This window comes from Agromyces atrinae (assembly GCF_013407835.1).
In the GTDB taxonomy this organism is placed as follows: domain Bacteria; phylum Actinomycetota; class Actinomycetes; order Actinomycetales; family Microbacteriaceae; genus Agromyces; species Agromyces atrinae.
Genome location: NZ_JACCBI010000001.1, coordinates 506,791 through 525,382, shown reverse-complemented (window position 1 = coordinate 525,382; position 18,592 = coordinate 506,791). Strand labels below are relative to the sequence as shown.

Below are 18,592 nucleotides of genomic sequence, written 5' to 3'. Positions count from 1 at the left end.
GTCTTCCCCTCGGTCCGAAGCTTGACCCTCATCGCGGGCAGCCTGACGGTCGATGAGTCGTGGTCCCCGCACGTCCAGGTGTCCGCTGAAATCGCGATGCCGAACGCCGCGACGCTGGCTCTTCTGGACCCCAAGCAGGACCGCCGCCTCAACTTGTTCCCGGACTCGCACGACAAGGCGACCGACGAGTTCGTCTACAGCTCGTTTTTCAATCTCCGACTTCGCGAGGTCGAGCACAACCACGAAGACAACACCCTCACGCTGCGACTGGAGAGTGCCGAGTGTTTGTTGCAGGACAAGACCCACAACGCGGCGACTCCGGACTACTCGGCGTACGCCCGTCAGGCGAGCCTCCGAAGCATCGTCAACGCCGAGCTGTCGAAGGTCGGCGGGTCGCTGGAGCCGGGACCGGACACGTCCTTCTACGTCCTCTCCGAGATCACCAACCTCATCCCGAACCCGAGCGCGGAGACTAACGCCCTCTTCTGGATGGGTGGCGGCTCGTTCACTATCGCCCGCTCGACCGCTCAGGCATGGCGCGGGTCCGCATCCATCGCCGTCACCGCGACCGCAGCGGGCAGCATGGCTGTGTTCGGGTGCGACACGACCCAATACCTGCCGACCGTCCCGGGCACTCGCTACAGCTTCTCGGCGTACGTGCGCGGCTCCGTCACCCGGAACGCCTTCCTCCGCCTCAGATGGCTCGACAAGGACAACAACACCCTCTCGGACACTCCCGGCCCCAACGTCTCGGTTGGCGCTGGCGGCTGGACCCGCATCGTTCTACACGACCAACTCGCCCCGGCAGGTGCCGTGAAGGTGGCACCCATCATCACGATGTCGGGCGTCGCAACCGGCAACGTCATGTACATCGACGGGGCAATGCTCGTGGATCAGGCACCCGGAACCGACTCCTACTTTGTCGTTCAGGACTTCTTCGACGGCGCGGGCGGCACCGGCCCCGCAGCCGCCCTCTACAGCTACTCGTGGACCGGCACAATCCAGAACTCCGCCTCGCGACGTACGCCTCTTATTGATCGGGCGTGGGAACTACTCGCGCTCCAGCCCGGAGTCAGCTCGTGGGACTTCCTCGACCCGATGATTCAGGCAGCCGGATTCCGACTCTTCGTTGACGACACCGGGGCTTGGTACATGGTCGACGGTGCGACTCACACCGCCCCCGGGGCGACGCAGCTCAGCTCCAAGACGAACGTCACGAGCGCCGACAACTCCATGAGCCGAGACGGCGACGAGTGGTTCGACGCAGCCGTGATGCGCTACCGCTGGCGCGATGCACGCGGTAACGAGCGTCTCGCCGTGGACACCTACGCCCCGGCAGGCAGCACCAAGACGGCGACGTTCGAGCTGGAGAAGCCCTACCCCGGCCCGGGACTCGCACGCTACGCCGTCCGCCGTGCAGCCGGTAAGGGCCGCTCCATCCGCATCGACGCACTGAGCGACTACCGAGCACGTGCGAGCCAAGAAGTCCGCATCACCCTGCCGAACATCCCCGAGCAAACGGGCGTCATTCGCTCGGTCTCGTGGGACTTCGAAACGGGACTCATGCGCGTCGAGACGCGAGGCCTCACGGACACCCCTCCGGGGTCGTGGCTGGCGCAAGAAATCACTTGGGCCGACGTGCCCGAATCCACTACTTGGTCCACGTTCTAAGGAGATCATCATGGCAATCGGAGATGACGCAGTAAGCGACGGCATGCCGGTCGTTCCGGAAACGGGACAGGTCCGCAAGGGCTTCGAGGAAATCAACCGAACCCGCGACATGATCGCGCAGCGGAACAAGGCCACCCGCCCCGTGAACCGTGGCGGCACCGGCTCTACGACCGCAGCGGGCGCACGTACGAACCTCGGAGCTATGGCGTCCTCGTGGCGTCCGAAGTGGTCTGAGGTCACTGGCAAGCCGTCTGTATTCAAGCCGTCCGCGCACGGTCACGGCCTCGGGGAAATCGGCGGCGACCTCGTCAACCGTCTACCGAACCTCGAAGCTGGACGCCTGTCTCCGCTTCCGTGGGACCGTCCCATCACGTGGACCCGCCGCGCCGCCTACATGGGCAACAACGGCCAAATCCTCCTCGGTCACGTCGAGTCGACCCGAGCCTCGAAGACCGACCTCGCGAACGTCGAGTGGACCCGAGAGCAGCTCCAGGCCATTCCGGTGCTTCACTACCGCTACATCGCGGAGCTTCAGAAGCAGGCCGAAGACCCCGATTACCACGTGTCGCTCGAACTCGGAACCATCGCGGAAGACCTCCACGACCTCGGGTTGTGGGAATTCGTGCACTACGAGGGACACGGCGAATCCGCCATCCCCTCCGGCGTGCATTACGAGCTGCTCGGCCTTGCCGCGCTCCGACTGGCACAGCTCCAGGGTGAGCGACTTGACGCGCTGGAAGAGCGCCTAAACGCCTTGGAGGCGATGTGAACGAGACAACAAATCCCGTCGACATGACAGGCATGGCCGTGGCGCTCGGGCGGATCGAAGAAAAGGTGAGTCGGTTGGACGGGTTTGACGACCGCCTACGGAAGCTCGAAACATCCGTGGAACGCATGGACGCGAAGCAGTCGCCAAAGACGCCCTGGTACGTCGTGCTGGGCGGGGTCGCCTCCGCGCTCACCGTGACGACCCTCGTGGTCGCTCTCATCGTCTACATCGCCTCGAACGGAAAGGTCCTCTAGTGAAGCTCCTCAACTCCCCCAAGTTCCGCCGCTACCTCTACGGCGTGCTTCTCGCAGCGTTCCCCGTCGCGGTCTTCTACTACCCTCAGCTCGCGCCAGCAGCTCCACTCTGGCTCGCTCTCGCCGTCGCCATCTTCCACATCGATGACACGAAGAAGGGCAAGTACCAAGCCGAGTGAGGGTGGCTCAGAAGAAGTAGGGAGCTTCAGGGGCGCTTCTTCGTCCAGCCACCCGCGCTCAAGTTGCGCGGATCACTGTTCGGGCAATCACGCCTAGAACAGTGAGAGGGCACTTTCATATACGTGGGGTTGGCGCTACCGGGAGTGGTCGTCGCCACCCGCTGATACACAACTTCGGCATCGCATTTGCAGACAACATCATTCATGCGCTCACACTAGCCCGCGCACGCGACACGTGGCCGAGTTGCCGAAGGGCTAGCGGGTGGATCAGATAACGCACACTCTCCGTTATTTGAGCCATCTCTCCGTTATTTGAGCCTCCGTAACTTGGTGTATGTCAGCGAACTGACCTTCATGGCCTCGTCGAGCTCGGTCGACACCCGGCTGGTGTCGCCGATCGCGAGCCCGGGCAGGAGCTCTCCGCCACCGCCGGGAAGCGTCGCAGTGAGCTCGCGGAAGCCCGAGCGCAAAGGATCCGCCCACCCGAGAAAACCGGGAGGCGGCGCAACGAGTGCAATGGACTCGCTCGCGAACAGCCGATACGCCGAGGAATCGCCGGGCTCAGAGACGCGCACCGTCGCGGTCGCGGTCACGCGTGAACCGATGACGGGGAGCGCGCCGTCGACCGCACCGACGACCTGGACGGGAATCGCCCCGCGCACCGTCGAGCCCGCGACTTCCGCCTCGCGCAGCACGGCATCGAACCTCACGCGCGTCGACTCGGCGTCGTCAGCCCACGGCCCGAACGACGCCGTCACGATGCGTGGATTCTGCGTGAGTTCGACGGTGGCTTCGACGACGCCTCCGACTTCGGCGGCCTCATCGAGCGCATCCGACTCGCGGCCCGGAAGAGCCGCGCACACGGCGACGGCGACGAGTACGCCCGCGCTCGCGGCGACGGCCACCGCGGCAACGGCACGTCGCCGCGAGAGCACGATGGACGCGAACGCCACGACAGACAGTGCGATCGCCACCACGAGAGACCATTCGGTGACCAGCGTCAGCACCCACGCGACGGCCCACGCCACGCAGGCCGGTGCGACGAGCCGCAGATCACGTCCCGTCATACCGTCACGAGATCGCGGAGCCCCGCGAACACCTTCTCGCCGATCCCCGAGACGTTCCGCAGATCGTCGACCGACGAGAAGGCGCCATTCGTCTCGCGCCAGGCGACGATGCGCTCGGCGAGTGCCGGGCCGATGCGGGGCAGTTCTTCGAGGGCCGCGGCATCGGCGGTGTTGAGGCTCACGAGTCCGTTCGTCTCGCCCGCGGCATCCGTCGCCCGCACCTCGCCCACGCGCGGCACCACGAGCTGCTCGCCGTCGGTGACGGCACGCGCCAGGTTCACCCCGGCCGGGTCCGCGTCGGCGGCGAGGCCGCCCGCGGCTGCCACGGCGTCGATGACGCGAGCCTCGGGAGCGAGTTCGACGAGACCGGGGCTCACGACCGCGCCGAGCACGTGGACGAGCAGCACGTCGGGCTCGGCCGATTCGAACACGGGCTCGGAGTCGCTCGCGCCCCCGAACGTCTCGACGGCGTTGTTCGAGCCGGCCATCGAGATGACGACCGAAACGACAAGGGCGACGAGCAGCAGCACGATCGCGGCGCCGACACCGATCCGCACACGAGAACCCCGCCGCGCGGAATCGTGCAGACGATCGAAGGGATCGTGCTCGGTCGTCATCCCCCGACGCTACGGTGGGGCCGCGCGCGCCGAAGCGGCGGCCGACCCGGGTGGGGACGACCGTCGCTCGGACTCGCTTGTGGAGGGAGCGCGTCAGGCCATGTCATGCTTCGCGAGCCACCCCACGATCAGCTCGGTGACCTCGTGCGGCCGCTCCTCCGGAATCCAGTGACCCGCCTCGAGCGTGGCGACCTCGACGCGGGGTACGAACCGTGCGAGCCTCGGCGACTGCTGCACGACGTCGCGATCGCCGTAGATCATGAGCGCGGGCTGCGCGACGATCGGGTCGACCTCGGCCAGCAGGCTCCAGTTGCGATCGAGATTGCGGTACCAGTTGATGCTGCTCGTGAAGCCCGTCGCCTCGAACGCCGAGACGAACACCTCGAGCTCAGTCTCACTCATCGTCGGCTCGCCGGGAGCCTCCTCGGCGAGGGCGAGGTCGATCATGGCCATTCCGGGCTGCGGCGGAACGACGGGCTCGTTCTTCCGGAACAGGTTGCGGAGGAACCGCCGCGTGTTCGCGTCGAGGACGGCGTCGGCGACGCCCGGCTGCCGGTTGAAGTGCACGAAGTAGTAGTCCGGTCCGAGCACGGCCTCGAGCAGCTCGATCCACGGCAGCTCGCCGCGTTCCTGATACGGCAGGCTGAGGTTGACGACCGTCGACACGCGCTCGGGGTGCAGCAGGGCCAGGCCCCACACGACCATCGCGCCCCAGTCATGGCCGATGAAAGGCGCATTCTCGTAGCCGTAGTGATCGAGCAGCCCCACGAGATCGCCGGTGAGATGCTCGATGTCATAGGCCTCGACCTCGGCCGGTCGCGACGACCCGCCGTACCCCCGTTGGTTCGGAACGATGACGTGGTAGCCCGCGGCGACGAGGGCGGGAACCTGATGGCGCCACGTGTAAGCGAGTTCGGGCCAGCCGTGGGCCAGCACCACGGGTCTGCCGGCGTTCTCACGGCCCGCTTCGAACACCTCCAGCTCGATGCCGTTGACGGGGATGCGGGTGGGCTCGGGAAAGTCGGATGCAGCGTTCATGGGTTTCCTCCAGAAGTCGGGAAGTTCGGACGCTGCGACTGTAGGAACCTCTGCGGACAGATTCTGTCCTCGTTGTCTGACACGCTGAGGGTATGCGGAACGACCCCACGGCTCGAGCGCTGCAGCTGCTCTCGCTCCTCCAGACCCACCGGTTCTGGCGTTCGTCCGATCTCAGCGCACGGCTCGAGGTCACCGAGCGCACGGTGCGACGGGATGTCGATCGGCTGCGTGACCTCGGCTACTGGGTCGATTCCACCGCCGGTCGATACGGGGGCTACCGCCTGGCGACCGGCGCGCACCTGCCACCCCTCGTGCTCGACGACGATGAAGCCGTCGCCGTCGCGATCGGGCTACGCGCTGCGGTCGAAGCCGCGATCGAGGGCGTGGAGGAGACGTCGCTCCGCGCAGTCATGAAGATCGAACAGCTGCTGCCGCATCGACTGCGCCGCCGCGTCTCGGCTCTGCACTCGAACGTCTCCTCCGTGCGACGGGCCGACGAAGACGATGTCATCGACCCCGAAGCGCTCAGCGTGCTCGCCGCCGCGTGCCGCGATCACGAGCAGGTGCGCGGCGACTACCGCCGCGGCGATGGCGCGGCCACGAAGCGACTCGTCGAGCCGCACCATCTCGTCATCGCCGGGCGACGGTGGTACCTCGTCGCGTGGGACGAGCAGCGCGGCGCGTGGCGCACGTTCCGGGTCGACCGGCTTCGCGAGATCCGTGCCGTCGGCACACACTTCGAGCCCCGCGACATCCCGGGCGGCGATGCCGCCGCGTTCGTCGCGACCTCGATCGGCGCGACCTGGCGCGACCAGACGGCGACACTCACGATCGACGCGCCGCTCGCCGACGTCGAGGGCGTGCTCCGCTGGTTCGACCACACGGCCCTCGAGCACGGAGCGGACTACAGTGTGGTGCAGATTCGGAGCGAGGATCTCGGCAGGCTCACCATGGCGGTGGCACGCATCGCGCTCACCGCTCCCCTGACGGTCATCGAACCCGCCGAACTCGCCGAAGCCGTCGTGCAGCTCGCCGCACATCTCGGAGGCTCACGGCCATCACCGAACGAGGAGAACCCGTGACACCCGCACCGACATCCGCCTCTGAGCATCCGGCGACGGGCAAGTTCGACTATCCGATCTTCCACGCCGAGAGCCGCGCCGACTGGCGCGAATGGATGGCCGAGAATCACGCGACGACGCGCGGCGTGTGGCTCTGCTCGTGGCGCACCGGCACGTCGAAGCCCCGCTGCCCGTACCCCGAGGCCGTCGAAGAGGCCATCTGCTTCGGCTGGATCGACTCGACCAGCACGATCCTCGACGACGAGCGCAGCCTGCAGCTGTTCATCCCGCGTCGCACCAAGAGCCCGTGGACGAGGCTCAACCGCGACCGCGCCGCCGACATGGAGGAACGCGGTCTCATGGCCGAGGCCGGGCGCCGAGCGATCGCCGCTGCCCAGGCCAATGGCTGGTGGACGATCTCCGACCAGGTCGAAGACCTGCGCGAGCCGCCGGAACTCCGCGCCGCGCTCGATCAGAACCCGCGCGCCCGCGAGAGCTGGGACGGCTTCCCGCCGAGCGCCCGCAAGCAGATGCTGTGGTGGGTCGTGAGCGCCGCGCAAGACACCACGCGGGCGCGCCGGGTCGCCGAGATCGTGCGTGACGCCGCGCTCGGGCGCCGCAACCGCGGCTGACCAACGACAGCGAAACGGCGGCCGCCCCGCAGAGGGGCGACCGCCGTTGTCACTGAGGCCTGATCAGCCCCGCGTCGCGATGTTGACGAGTCGAGGCGCACGCACGATGACGTTGACGATCTCGCTGTCGCCGATCGAGCGCTTGACGGCGTCAGAGGCACGAGCGAGGGCTTCGAGCTCCTCGGCCGAGATCTTCGGCGAGATCTCGAGGCGGTCGCGCACCTTGCCGTTGACCTGCACGACGGCCGTCACCGACTCCTCGACGAGGAGCGACGGGTCGGCCTTCCGCCACGGCACGAGGGCCACCGACGGCTCGTAGCCGAGGCGCGCCCACATGTCTTCGGCGGTGTACGGAGCGAAGAGGTCGAGCATCATGGCCGTCACCTCGGCCGACTCGCGCACGGCGGCATCGGCCGGGCCGACGCCCGAGTCGATCGCCTTGCGCGTCGCGTTGACGAGCTCCATGAGGCGCGCGACGAGAACGTTGAACTTGTGCGCTTCGGCGAGGCCCGCGGCATCCGCGAGCAGGCGGTGGGTGATGCGGCGGAGGGCGCGGTCGCCCGTCTTCCACTCGACGTCGGGGCTCGACGAGACCTCACCCGAGATGCGCCAGGCGCGCGCGAGGAACTTCGCGGCGCCCGTCGGCGACACGTCGGCCCAGTCGATGTCGTCCTCCGGCGGGCCGGCGAACGCGAGGGTGACGCGCAGCGCGTCGGTCCCGTGGGCGGCGAGCTCGCTCGCGAACTCGACGAGGTTGCCCTTCGACTTCGACATCTTCGAGCCGTCCATGAGCACCATGCCCTGGTTCAGCAGCGAGGTGAACGGCTCGGTGAAGCTCACGTAGCCGCGGTCGAAGAGCACCTTCGTGATGAAGCGCGAATAGAGCAGGTGCAGGATCGCGTGCTCGACACCGCCGACGTACTGATCGACGGGCGCCCACTTCTCGGCCTCGCGCGGATCGAACGCCTGGGTGTCGTCGTTCGCCGAGAGATAGCGCAGGTAGTACCAGGAGCTGTCGACGAACGTGTCCATCGTGTCGGAGTCGCGACGTGCGGGCTCGCCGCAGTTCGGGCACGCGACGTTGACCCAGTCCTCGGCCGCGCCGAGCGGGCTCGACCCCTTCGGCCGCAGGTCGAGACCCTCGGCGTCGGGCAGGCGCACGGGCAACTGGTCCTCGGGCACGGGCACTTCGCCGCACGCCTCGCAGTGGATGATCGGGATGGGCGTGCCCCAGTAGCGCTGACGCGAGATGAGCCAGTCGCGCAGGCGGTAGTTCTTCGTCGCGCGGCCGCGGCCCTTCGCATCGAGCAGCTCGATGACGCGCGTGATCGCGTTGACCTTCGAGAGACCGTCGAGCGGACCCGAGTTCATGAGACGGCCCTCGCCCGCGAGCGCGAGACCGGTCTCGGCGGGGTCGCTCAGCGGAGCATCGTCGGGCAGGTACGGGTCGCCGTTCTCATCGAGAGGGATGACGGGGATGACGCCCGTGACGGGCGCATTGGTATCGACAACGACGCGCACGGGCAGATCGAACGCCCGCGCGAAGTCGAGGTCGCGCTGGTCGTGCGCGGGAACCGCCATGATCGCGCCGTGACCGTAGTCGGCGAGCACGTAGTCGGCGGCCCAGATCGGCAGACGTTCGCCGTTGACGGGGTTGACGGCGTAGCGCTCGAGGAAGACACCCGTCTTCGGACGCTCCGAGTTCATGCGCTCGATGTCGGTCTCGGCCTTGACGCGGCCGAGGTACTCCTGGAAGCGCGACTGCACCTCGTCGGAGGCGCCGGCAGCGAGCTCGGCAGCGAGCTCGGAATCGGGGGCCACGACCATGAACGTCGCACCCCAGAGGGTGTCGGGGCGCGTCGTGAAGACCGTCACGACGCCCTCGCGGCCCTCGATCTCGAAGTCGACGTCGGCACCGCGCGAACGGCCGATCCAGTTGCGCTGCATCGAGATGACCTTCGACGGCCAGCGTCCCTCGAGCTGGTTGAGGTCGTCGAGCAGACGGTCGGCGTAGTCGGTGACGCGGAAGTACCACTGCGTCAGGGCCTTCTTCGTGACCTCGGCGCCGCAGCGCTCGCAGTGACCGTCGACGACCTGCTCGTTGGCGAGCACCGTCAGGTCGACGGGGCACCAGTTGACGTTGCCGTTCTTGCGGTACGCGATGCCCTTCTTGTACAGCTCGAGGAACAGCCACTGGTTCCACTTGTAGTACTCGGGGTCGCTCGTGTGCAGCTCGCGCGACCAGTCGAACGAGGGCGCGTAGGTGCGGAACGAGCGCTTCTGCTGCGCGATGTTGTCGTACGTCCAGCCACGGGGGTCGACGCCGCGCTTGATCGCGGCGTTCTCGGCCGGCAGACCGAACGAGTCCCATCCGATGGGGTGCAGCACGTCGAAGCCCTGGTGACGCCAGTAGCGCGCGGCGATGTCGCCGAAGCCGAACGCCTCGGCGTGTCCCATGTGGAGGTCGCCCGAGGGGTAGGGGAACATGTCGAGGACGTACTTGCGGGGACGCGTGTCACCCTCGAGTCCGGCGCGGAACGGCTGGAGCTCTTCCCAGACCGGCAGCCACTTCTCCTGGATCGCAGCGAAGTCGAAGACCTCGGCGCCCGGGGCGTGCGTGTCGGGGTGTGTCGCGGAATCGTGCTCGTGTGCCACAGGACTCTCAATCGTGGTGGGTTCTCCGGGTCGACGTGCGTAACGGACCCGGCCATCCAGCCTACCGAATGAGCGGGTTCGGCCCGGCCGGATCGTCTCGATCGTCCACGCCGAGCACGGCGAGCAGCGCTCGCACCTTCACGCGCGTCTCCTCGATCTCGTCGGCGGCGACGGAGAGAGCCGTGATGCCGCCGCCCGTTCCGATGCTCACACCGTGCGGATCGATCACGATCGACCGGATGACCATCGCGAGATCGACGGCTCCCGTGCGGCTCAGATAGCCGAAGGCCCCCGCGTAGATGCCGCGCGGACCGCCCTCGAGCTCGTGCAGGATCGAGAGCGCTCTGATCTTCGGGGCCCCGGTCATCGAACCGGCCGGGAACGCCGCGGCGACCACGTCGAGAGGCTCGGCGGTCGGCGGGATCTCGGCGCGCACTGTCGACACGAGCTGATGAACGTTCGAGTAACTCTCGACGTCGAGGAGCACGGGCACCGTCACCGAGCCCCGCTCGGCGATGCGACCGAGGTCGTTCCGCATGAGGTCGACGATCATGACGTTCTCGGCGCGTTCCTTGTCGCTCGCGAGCAGTTCGTCGCGGAGGGCGGCATCCTCGGCCCCCGACGCTCCGCGCGGACGCGTTCCCTTGATGGGCTTCGTCGTGACGATCCCGCGCTCGATGTGCAGGAACTGCTCGGGCGAGGCGCTCAGGAGCGCGATGTCTCCGAAGCGCAGCAGTCCCCCGTGGTGCACCGGGTTCGACGCGCGGAGGTCGAGGTAGACGTCGACCGGATCGGGCGCGATGTCGATGCGGATCTCGTTCGTGAGGCACAGTTGGTACGCGTCGCCTCGGCGGATCGACTCGTGCGCGCGTTCGATGAGCTGCGCGTAGTGCGTGGCGTCGTGCCGCCACCGCGGCTCAGTCGTCGACCGCTGTCTCGCACGCGGCGCTCGCGGCTCGACCGCCTGCAGCGCTGCCCTCGTGCGCTCGATCCAGCTCTCCGCATCGTCGCTCTCGCGCGCGACGAGCGTCACGGTGCGAGCGCGGTGGTCGAAGGCGATCATCCGTTCGACGAGCAGCCAGGCCGCGTCGGGGGTGCGGGCGTCGGCCACGGGAGCACCCGTCGTCGCGGCGGCGAGTTCGTAACCGAACCAGCCGACCCAGCCCAGGTCGAATCCGCCGTCACCCCGCCCGTCGCCGATGTCGGCTGCGAGGACATCGAAGACGGATGCCGCTTCGACCGTCATCCCGCGATCGGGGCGTTCCGGCCACGAGGTCGTCACCGTGCCGGAAGAGACATCGGCCGTAATTAACTGTGACGATGCACTGGCGGAGCCGATGTAGCTCATTCCCTCGACGGCATATGGGCCGGAGTCGAGCCAGAACGCGAACGTCTCGCCGCCGAACAGCGACGCGAAGACGTCGGCGGGGTCGCGCCACGCGCCGGCATCCACTCGTCGTACTCGGCCACTCACTCCCCCAGCCTAGGACGAGGGCGCGGCTCAGGCGCCGACGAGCCGCCCGCCGTCGATCGTCACCGTGCGATCGATGAGTTCGGCGTCGACGTCGGTGTGCGAGACGAGCACCACCGAGCGGCCGCGCGCGGCATCCAGGAGTTCACGCAGGAGCGACGCACTGCGCTCAGCGTCGACGTTCGCGGTCGGTTCGTCGAGCACGAGGATCGGGAAGTCCGCGAGGAGTGCGCGGGCGAGCGAGAGCCGCTGCGCCTGACCGCCCGAGACGAGGGCGCCGTGGTCGCCGACCGAGACGTCGAGTCCTCCGCGGGCGCGTGCCCACTCGGCGAGCCCGACGCGATCGAGCACGGTCCAGAGGTCGTCGTCGGTCGAGGTGTCGCGTGCGAAGAGCAGGTTCTGCCTGATCGAGTCGTCGAAGAGCCACGGCTGCTGCTCGCAGAGTCCGATCGAGCGGCGCACCTCATCGGGGTCGAGCCGATTCGCCTCGACACCGCCGACGCGGTACGACCCGGTGTAGTCGAGGAAACGCACGAGCACGTGTGCGAGGGTCGACTTGCCCGCACCCGATGCTCCGCGCACGAGCACGCGTTCGTTCGCGTCGAGCGCGAAGTCGACGTCGGTCAGTGCAGGACCACTCGCGGATGGCCAGTGCGCACCGGCACCCGTCAGTTCGAGCACGGGGCCGTGCGACGGCAGGGCGACGACCGCCGACGAGGGGGCGTCGACCGGTCGAGGGATGCCGGCGGGAGCCTCGGCGGGAACCGCGGTCGCGACGCGTTCGGCACTGACGCGTGCCAGCCGCCACGCACCGGCGACCGCGGGGATCGTCGCCGCGACCTCGAAGATCGCGAGAGGCACGAGCACGAGGACGGCGAACCCGGGTCCGTCGAGCAGTCCGCTCGACGCCGACGGACCGGCGAGGAGCACCGCGAGGAGGACGGCGACTCCACCGGCGACCGAGAGCGCGGCGGCGGAGAGCCCGGCAGCGAGAGCGACGCGCGTGCTCGCCCGCTGCACCCTGCCGCCGGCCGCCTCGACGGCCTCACGGCTGGCAGCCGCCGCACCGAATGCGGTGAGCACGTCGAAACGCGACACGTGTTCGAGCAGTCGCTCGCCGAGCTCACCCCGGAGCGGTGCGAGCACCCGCTCGGCCCGGGCCGCGACCGCGAGCTGAAGGAGCACCGACACTCCGACACCGAGCACGAGGAGCACGAGAACGGTGATCGCCGCACCGATGTCGAGGAAGGCGAGCGACACCGCGGCACCGACGACCACGACGACCGCGCTCGCGAGCGGCTGGACGACGCGCACCGGAAGGTTCTGCAGCTCGTCGACGTCGCCGACGAGGCGCGAGAGGAGGTCGCCGCGACGGATGCCCCTCACACCGTCGGGCGCCACCGCGACGAGTCGCTCGTAGACGCCCACCCGGAGGTCGCCGAGCTGGCGGAACGCCGCGTCGTGCCCGCTCAGACGCTCGAGGTAGCGCAGCACTCCACGCCCGATGGCGAAGGCCCGCACACCGACGACGGCCATCGAGAGGTAGAGGATCGGCGGCTGCTCCGACGCGCGCACGATGAGCCATGCGGCGCACGCCGCGAGTCCGATCGTGAAGGCGCCCGAGAACACTCCGGCGATGATCGACGGGAGCAGCCGTCGTGCCGAGGGCAGAGCGAGGCGGAGGACTCCGCCGGCGGAGATCGAGGCGTCAGACACGGGCGTCCTCCCCCACTCGCACGATCGCATCGGCGTACTCGAGCAGAGACTCACGGTGGGTGACGACGAGGACGACGGCGCCGCTCGCGGCGACGTCGCGGAGCGTGCGGCCGAGCTGCGCCTCGGTGTCGGCGTCGAGCGCGGCGCTCGGCTCGTCGAGCACGAGGAGCCGAGCACCCGCCGACTCCCAGCGGTAGAGGGCTCGCGCGACGGCGACGCGCGCCGCCTGGCCGCCCGACAGTCCGCTGCCGTCGGAGCCGATCACGGTCTCGGGGTCGAGGCCGTCGAGTGCCACGCGTGCGGCGCAGCGGGCGACGAGGGCGCGGTCGATCGATCCGGCTCCGAGAGCGATGTTCGACGCGACCGTGCCGGCGCCGAGTCCCGCGCTCTGGCCCGACCACGCGATGTCGTCGAGTCGCAGCGTTCGACCGTCGAAGCGTCGCTCACCGGTCGACGCGGCGAAGCCGAGCAGTGCGGCCACGATCGTCGACTTGCCCGCGCCGCTCTCGCCCATGAGCATCGTGATCGACCCCGGGGCCGCATCGAGATCGAATCCGTCGACGACGGGAACACCGTCGCGTTCGACGCGCAGGTCGCGCACGACGAGACCGCGCTCGTCGCCCGATGCCTCGACGGGAGCCTCTGTCGTCGGCACGGACGCCCGGGAGGCCTCGATCACCGCGAAGAGATCGTCGGCGGCCGTCATCCCCTCGGCCGACGCGTGGAAGCGGGCGCCGACGTTCCGCACCGGAAGGAAGACCTCGGGCGTGAGGATGAGCACGAAGAGACCGACGAAGAGGGCCATCTGACCCTCGACGAGTCGAAGCCCGATCGACACGGCGACGAGGGCGACCGACAGGCTGCCCGCGAGTTCGAGCACGAATCCGCTGAGGAACGTCACGCGGAGGACGGCCATCGTGCGGCGCCGGTAGTCCTCGGTGAGGCTGCGGATGCGCGCCGACTGCCGGTGCTGGCGGCCGTAGACGATGAGGGTCGACAACCCGCCCACGAGATCGAGGAACGAGCGCGCGAGTCCGCGCAGCGCATCCCACTGCTTCTTCTGCACCGACTGGGTCGCGAGCCCGATGAGGATCATGAAGATCGGGATGAGCGGAAGCGCGACGGTCACGATGATGCCGCTGAGCGGGTCGGCGAGCCACACCGTGAGCACGAGCACGGGTGTCGCGATCGCCGTGAGGATGAGTTGCGGGAGGTAGCCTGCGAAGTACCCGTCGAGGGCGTCGAGTCCCGGGCCGAGTGTCGTCACGAGGTCGCTGCGCGACCGCGACGCGACCTCGCCCGGCCCGAGCCGATCGAGTGCCCCGAGAGCTTCGCTCCGCAGCTCGGCCTTGACGCGTGCGGCTCCGGCGAGACCCGTCAGGTCCCAGAGCCAGGCCGCGGTCGCTCGCACGATCACCGCTGCCGCGAGCAGGGCGACGTAGCCCGTGACATCCTCGAACCGCCCCTCGATCGCACCGACGACGAGCTGGGCGAGCGCCCACGCGAACGCGATGATCGCGAAAGTCTGCGCGAGCCCCACGACTCCGCCCGCAGCGAGGGTCAGCGAAGCCGTCCGCGAGTGGGTCAGGAGTCGGGGGTCGAACGGTTTCACGAGTGGACGGCGGCCTCGATCGATGCGCGGGTGATGCGCTTGCGGAACACCCAGTAGGTCCACCCCTGGTAGAGGAGGATGAGCGGCAGGAAGATGAGCGCCGTCCAGCTCATGACCGTGAGCGTGTACTCCGAGCTCGACGCGTTCGCGATCGTGAGCGAGTTGGCCGGATCGTTCGAGGCGGGCATGACCGCGGGGAACAGCGCGGCGAACAGGCCGAAGACCGCGGCGGCGATCGTGACGACCATGAAGGCGAACGACCAGCCCTCGGCACCGCGCGCGTTGGCGACCCACGCGGCGATGAGCGCGACGGCGGCGACAGCGGCGAGGATCCAGAATGCCGTCGTGCCGAACGCGAGACCCGTCCAGAGGAGGAAGGTCGCCGCGATCACGATCGTGATGATACCGGCCCGGCGAGCGAGGCGCTGGGCGCGCACCCGCAGGTCACCGTCCGTCTTCAGTGCGACGAAGGTCACTCCGTGCGTGAAGAAGAGGAGCAGGGTCGTCACGCCGCCGAGGAGCGCGTACGGGTTCACGAGGTCGAAGAAGGTGCCGGTGTAGTTGTGGCCTTCGTCGAGGGGCACGCCCTGCACGATGTTCGCGAACGCCACACCCCAGAGCAGCGCGGGCAGCGCCGAGCCGATGACGATGAGTCGGTCGAACCACGCCTTCCACTCGGACTCGGGCCGCTGGTGCCGGTACTCGAACGACACCCCGCGACCGATGAGTGCCGCGAGGATCAGCAGCAGAGCGAGATAGAAGCCGCTGAAGAGCGTCGCGTACCACTCGGGGAAGGCCGCGAAGAGCGAGGCTCCCGCGACGATCACCCAGGTCTCGTTGAGGTCCCACACGGGGCCGATGGTGTTGATGATCTGACGACGATCCGTCTCGTCGCGACCGAGGAATGGCAGCGACATGCCGACGCCGAAGTCGAATCCGTCGAGCACGAAGTAGCCGACGAAGAGGAAGGCGACGATCCAGAACCAGAGTGTGGCGAGGTCCATGCTGTGCTCCTAGTAGACGGTCGTGGCCGGCTCGACGCGGCCGGTCTCGGGGTCGGGGGTCGGGGCTTCGACGGGTCCGCGGTGGATGGCGCGGAGGATGAGTTTGAACTCGACGACGGCGAGAGCGCCGTAGATGAGCGTGAACACGATGAGCGAGATGAGCACCTCGAGACCCGAGACGTTCGGGGACACCGCCGATTCGGTCATCATCTGGCTGAACACGATCCAGGGCTGTCGGCCCATCTCGGTGAAGGTCCAGCCCACGAGCATCGCGAGGAGCGAGAGCGGGAACGACCAGATCGCGGCCTTCCAGACCCAGCGGTTCTTGGGGCTGCGTCCCTTGCGGGTGAGCCACAGGCCGACGACGGCGACGAGGATGTGGAGGAGGCCGAGGCCGATCATCCAGCGGAAGGACCAGTAGGTCACCCAGATGATGGGCGTGTAGTCGGCCGGACCCCAGAGTTCGGTGTACTGCGCCTGCAGGTCGTTGATGCCCTCGACGCAGCCGTCGAACGTGTGCGTCGACAGCAGAGAGAGCAGGTAGGGCACTCGGATCGAGAACAGCTCGCTCGTTCCGTCGGGGGTTCCGAGGGTGAAGATCGAGAACGAGGCATCGGCTCCGCACACCGTGTCGTACGTCGCCTCGGCGGCCGCCATCTTCATCGGTTGGGTCGCGACCATCGCGAGGCTCAGCTGGTCGCCGAAGACGGTCGTGAGGATGCCGGAGACGATCATCGTCCACAGTCCGAACTTGAGCGCGGGACGCATGACGTCGATGTGCTGGTTGCGCGCGAGGTGCCACGCGGCCGCGCTGATGATGAGGCCGGCCGTGACCATGAACGCCGCGGCGATCGTGTGCGGGAACGCGGCGAGCACGACGGGGTTCGTGAGCAGTGCGCCGATGTCGGTGAGTTCGGCGCGGCCCTTCTCGGCGTTGATCTCGAAGCCGACCGGGTTCTGCATGAACGCGTTGGCGGCGAGGATGAAGTACGCCGAGAGCACGCTGCCGACGGCGGTGGCCCAGATCGTCGCGAGGTGGAGCTTCCGCGGGAGCTTGTCCCAGCCGAAGATCCAGAGACCGATGAACGTCGCTTCGAAGAAGAAGGCGAGGAGGCCCTCGAGCGCGAGGGGGGCGCCGAACACGTCACCGACGAAGCGGGAGTACTCCGACCAGTTCATTCCGAACTGGAACTCCTGCACGATGCCCGTCACGACGCCCATGGCGAAGTTGATGAGGAAGATCGTGCCGAAGAATCGGGTCAGCTGGTAGTAGATGATCTTGTCGGTGCGCACCCACGCCGTCTGGAAGATCGCCGTCGTCGTGACGAGGCCGATCGTGAGTGGCACGAACAGGAAGTGGTACAGAGTCGTCAGACCGAACTGCCAACGAGCGAGTAGCAGCGGATCGAGGATCTCGTTCATGTTCTCCCGTTTCGGCTCGGCTGCTGGGGACGTTCGAGTGTTCCTCTACGCAGCATAGAGCAATTTCTACACCATGTAGAGCATCGACCGCGAATCGCGGTAAACTGCTCGTGTGAACACCCTCGGCGACCTCGAACGCTCCATCATGGAGACCCTCTGGAACTCCGTCGAGCCGCTCAGCGCCACCGAACTGCAGTCGCGACTCTCCGCGGTCGGATCGGGTCGCGAGCTCGCTCAGACGACGATCCTCACCGTGCTCTCCCGCCTCGAGAAGAAGGGGTTCGTCGCGTCGCTCCGTGACCGTCGCCCCCGACTCTTCCGAGCCGACCGGTCGCGCGAGGACCACACCGCCGACCTCATGCTCGAAGTGCTCGGCGGCGCCGGCGACCGCGATGCGGCCCTCGCCCGATTCGTCGACACCGTCTCGTCTCGTGAGGCCGACACCCTGCGCCGCCTCCTCGGCTAGCGCCGGCCTGCCCGATGCAGCTCGCCTGCGCCCTCATCGCCAGCCTCGCCATCGTGCTCGCCTGGCCGGCACCCATCATCCTGTCGCGGGCCGAGTGGACGGCGCGCTCCCCCGGTGTCGCGCTCGCGCTCTGGCAGGCGATCGCCCTCGGCGGCGGACTCTCGATGATCGGGGCGTTGCTCGGCTTCGGCATCCTCCCGCTCGACGACGGCTTGCTCGAGGCGATCCCGATCTTCGCCGAGGCCGCCTTCCACGGTCCCTTGCCCGCTCCCATCGGCGTCGTCCAGATGCTCGCGCTGAGCGGCGCCGTCATCCTCGGCGCCCACCTCTTCCTGAACCTCGCGCAGACCGTCATCCGCACGGAACGCCGACGCCGACGCCACCACGCTCTCGTCGGCATCCTCAGCTCGCCGATGACCGAGCGACCCAGCACGCGCGTGCTCGATCACCCCGCGCCGCTCGCGTACTGCGTACCCGGGGTCCGCACCGTGACGGTGCTCTCGAACGGACTCGTCGACCTGTTGGACGACGACGAACTCGATGCCGTCCTCGCCCACGAGCGCAGCCATCTGCGTCAGTACCACCACCTCGTGCTGCTCGCGTTCCAGGCGTGGAACACGGCACTCCCCTGGTTCCCCATCGCGAATCGAGCGGAGTTCGCCGTCGCGGGTCTCGTCGAGATGCTCGCCGACGACGAAGCGACCCGCACGGTGTCGAAGGCGACCCTCGCTCGTGCCATCGCCCGCGTCGGCGACGCGTGGGACGCGCCCGATGCGTCGGGTGGAGCCGGTCGCTCGGTCGACCGCACCGCCCTCGAACTGCGGGCGAACCGCCTCGACGGCACACGCGCTCCGCTCGGTCGGGCTGCCCGGGGGCTCGTCCTGGGAATCGCCTCACTCATCGTGATCGCACCGACGGTCTTCCTGCTTCTGCTCCTCTGACCCCGTACCCTCGAAGA

General features: G+C 68.2%; 17 protein-coding genes. 8 read left to right on the top strand and 9 right to left on the bottom strand.

Going from position 1 to position 18,592, the window contains the following annotated elements:
- Nucleotides 1-21 precede the first annotated feature (21 nt).
- From BJ972_RS02545 to BJ972_RS02530, 4 genes are all read left to right on the top strand, one after another.
- A complete protein-coding gene (locus BJ972_RS02545; RefSeq protein WP_129175126.1) occupies nt 22-1,671 on the top strand; it encodes a carbohydrate binding domain-containing protein in 1,650 nt (549 codons plus the stop codon).
- Between the two features lie 10 nt (nt 1,672-1,681).
- A complete protein-coding gene (locus BJ972_RS02540) occupies nt 1,682-2,440 on the top strand; it encodes a hypothetical protein (protein WP_129175124.1) in 759 nt (252 codons plus the stop codon).
- A 116-nt stretch (nt 2,441-2,556) separates the two neighbouring features.
- Nucleotides 2,557-2,694, top strand: coding sequence for a hypothetical protein (locus BJ972_RS02535; RefSeq protein ID WP_164989935.1), 138 nt, complete (start codon nt 2,557-2,559; stop codon nt 2,692-2,694).
- A complete protein-coding gene (locus BJ972_RS02530; RefSeq protein WP_129175122.1) occupies nt 2,694-2,873 on the top strand; it encodes a hypothetical protein in 180 nt (59 codons plus the stop codon). Before BJ972_RS02535 ends, BJ972_RS02530 begins: the two co-directional genes overlap by 1 nt.
- Before the next feature lie 308 nt (nt 2,874-3,181).
- Here BJ972_RS02530 and BJ972_RS02525 read toward each other — a convergent pair whose 3' ends face one another.
- The 3 genes from BJ972_RS02525 to BJ972_RS02515 all read right to left on the bottom strand — a co-directional run bounded on the left by BJ972_RS02525 (nt 3,182) and on the right by BJ972_RS02515 (nt 5,595).
- Nucleotides 3,182-3,940 carry a hypothetical protein gene (locus tag BJ972_RS02525; protein ID WP_129175120.1) on the bottom strand — a complete coding sequence of 253 codons (759 nt, stop codon included), beginning with the start codon at nt 3,938-3,940 and terminating at the stop codon, nt 3,182-3,184.
- Nucleotides 3,937-4,557: a ComEA family DNA-binding protein gene (locus tag BJ972_RS02520; protein ID WP_129175118.1), complete on the bottom strand. Its 621-nt coding sequence runs from the start codon at nt 4,555-4,557 to the stop codon at nt 3,937-3,939. Before BJ972_RS02520 ends, BJ972_RS02525 begins: the two co-directional genes overlap by 4 nt.
- Before the next feature lie 93 nt (nt 4,558-4,650).
- Nucleotides 4,651-5,595 carry an alpha/beta fold hydrolase gene (locus tag BJ972_RS02515; RefSeq protein WP_129175116.1) on the bottom strand — a complete coding sequence of 315 codons (945 nt, stop codon included), beginning with the start codon at nt 5,593-5,595 and terminating at the stop codon, nt 4,651-4,653.
- A gap of 92 nt (nt 5,596-5,687) precedes the next feature.
- On the opposite strand from BJ972_RS02515, the gene BJ972_RS02510 reads away from it, so the two are divergent.
- Complete coding sequence (locus BJ972_RS02510; protein WP_129175114.1) at nt 5,688-6,677, top strand: helix-turn-helix transcriptional regulator; 990 nt, start codon at nt 5,688-5,690, stop codon at nt 6,675-6,677.
- Complete coding sequence (locus tag BJ972_RS17505) at nt 6,674-7,288, top strand: YdeI/OmpD-associated family protein (RefSeq protein ID WP_129175112.1); 615 nt, start codon at nt 6,674-6,676, stop codon at nt 7,286-7,288. The genes BJ972_RS02510 and BJ972_RS17505 overlap by 4 nt, the downstream gene beginning before the upstream one ends.
- Nucleotides 7,289-7,351: 63 nt before the next feature.
- Here the strand turns inward: BJ972_RS17505 and leuS are convergent, their stop codons facing one another.
- The 6 genes from leuS to BJ972_RS02475 all read right to left on the bottom strand — a co-directional run bounded on the left by leuS (nt 7,352) and on the right by BJ972_RS02475 (nt 17,168).
- Entirely contained in the window at nt 7,352-9,943 is a 2,592-nt protein-coding gene (gene leuS, locus BJ972_RS02500) for a leucine--tRNA ligase (protein ID WP_129175110.1), read from the bottom strand.
- A gap of 61 nt (nt 9,944-10,004) precedes the next feature.
- Nucleotides 10,005-11,417: an aminodeoxychorismate synthase component I gene (pabB, locus tag BJ972_RS02495; protein WP_129175108.1), complete on the bottom strand. Its 1,413-nt coding sequence runs from the start codon at nt 11,415-11,417 to the stop codon at nt 10,005-10,007.
- A gap of 27 nt (nt 11,418-11,444) precedes the next feature.
- Complete coding sequence (gene cydC / locus BJ972_RS02490) at nt 11,445-13,130, bottom strand: thiol reductant ABC exporter subunit CydC (protein WP_241830813.1); 1,686 nt, start codon at nt 13,128-13,130, stop codon at nt 11,445-11,447.
- Nucleotides 13,123-14,742 (bottom strand): thiol reductant ABC exporter subunit CydD, encoded by a 1,620-nt coding sequence (gene cydD, locus BJ972_RS02485; RefSeq protein WP_129175104.1) that lies wholly within the window; start codon nt 14,740-14,742, stop codon nt 13,123-13,125. Before cydD ends, cydC begins: the two co-directional genes overlap by 8 nt.
- Complete coding sequence (gene cydB / locus BJ972_RS02480) at nt 14,739-15,746, bottom strand: cytochrome d ubiquinol oxidase subunit II (RefSeq protein WP_129175102.1); 1,008 nt, start codon at nt 15,744-15,746, stop codon at nt 14,739-14,741. Before cydB ends, cydD begins: the two co-directional genes overlap by 4 nt.
- A 9-nt stretch (nt 15,747-15,755) precedes the next feature.
- Nucleotides 15,756-17,168 (bottom strand): cytochrome ubiquinol oxidase subunit I, encoded by a 1,413-nt coding sequence (locus tag BJ972_RS02475; RefSeq protein ID WP_129175100.1) that lies wholly within the window; start codon nt 17,166-17,168, stop codon nt 15,756-15,758.
- A gap of 112 nt (nt 17,169-17,280) precedes the next feature.
- Here BJ972_RS02475 and BJ972_RS02470 point away from each other — a divergent pair, with 112 nt between their 5' ends.
- Nucleotides 17,281-17,634 (top strand): BlaI/MecI/CopY family transcriptional regulator, encoded by a 354-nt coding sequence (locus tag BJ972_RS02470; RefSeq protein WP_129175098.1) that lies wholly within the window; start codon nt 17,281-17,283, stop codon nt 17,632-17,634.
- 14 nt (nt 17,635-17,648) lie between these two features.
- Nucleotides 17,649-18,575 carry a M56 family metallopeptidase gene (locus BJ972_RS02465; RefSeq protein WP_129175096.1) on the top strand — a complete coding sequence of 309 codons (927 nt, stop codon included), beginning with the start codon at nt 17,649-17,651 and terminating at the stop codon, nt 18,573-18,575.
- Nucleotides 18,576-18,592: the final 17 nt, after the last annotated feature.

Excerpts from the sequence above, each read along its gene's own strand:
- BJ972_RS02540 (WP_129175124.1), top strand. The coding sequence starts at position 1,682 with ATGGCAATCGGAGATGACGCAGTAAGCGACGGCATGCCGGTCGTTCCG.
- BJ972_RS02525 (WP_129175120.1), bottom strand. The coding sequence starts at position 3,940 with ATGACGGGACGTGATCTGCGGCTCGTCGCACCGGCCTGCGTGGCGTGG.
- BJ972_RS02520 (WP_129175118.1), bottom strand. The coding sequence starts at position 4,557 with ATGACGACCGAGCACGATCCCTTCGATCGTCTGCACGATTCCGCGCGG.
- BJ972_RS02515 (WP_129175116.1), bottom strand. The coding sequence starts at position 5,595 with ATGAACGCTGCATCCGACTTTCCCGAGCCCACCCGCATCCCCGTCAAC.
- BJ972_RS02510 (WP_129175114.1), top strand. The coding sequence starts at position 5,688 with ATGCGGAACGACCCCACGGCTCGAGCGCTGCAGCTGCTCTCGCTCCTC.
- cydB (WP_129175102.1), bottom strand. The coding sequence starts at position 15,746 with ATGGACCTCGCCACACTCTGGTTCTGGATCGTCGCCTTCCTCTTCGTC.
- BJ972_RS02475 (WP_129175100.1), bottom strand. The coding sequence starts at position 17,168 with ATGAACGAGATCCTCGATCCGCTGCTACTCGCTCGTTGGCAGTTCGGT.
- BJ972_RS02465 (WP_129175096.1), top strand. The coding sequence starts at position 17,649 with ATGCAGCTCGCCTGCGCCCTCATCGCCAGCCTCGCCATCGTGCTCGCC.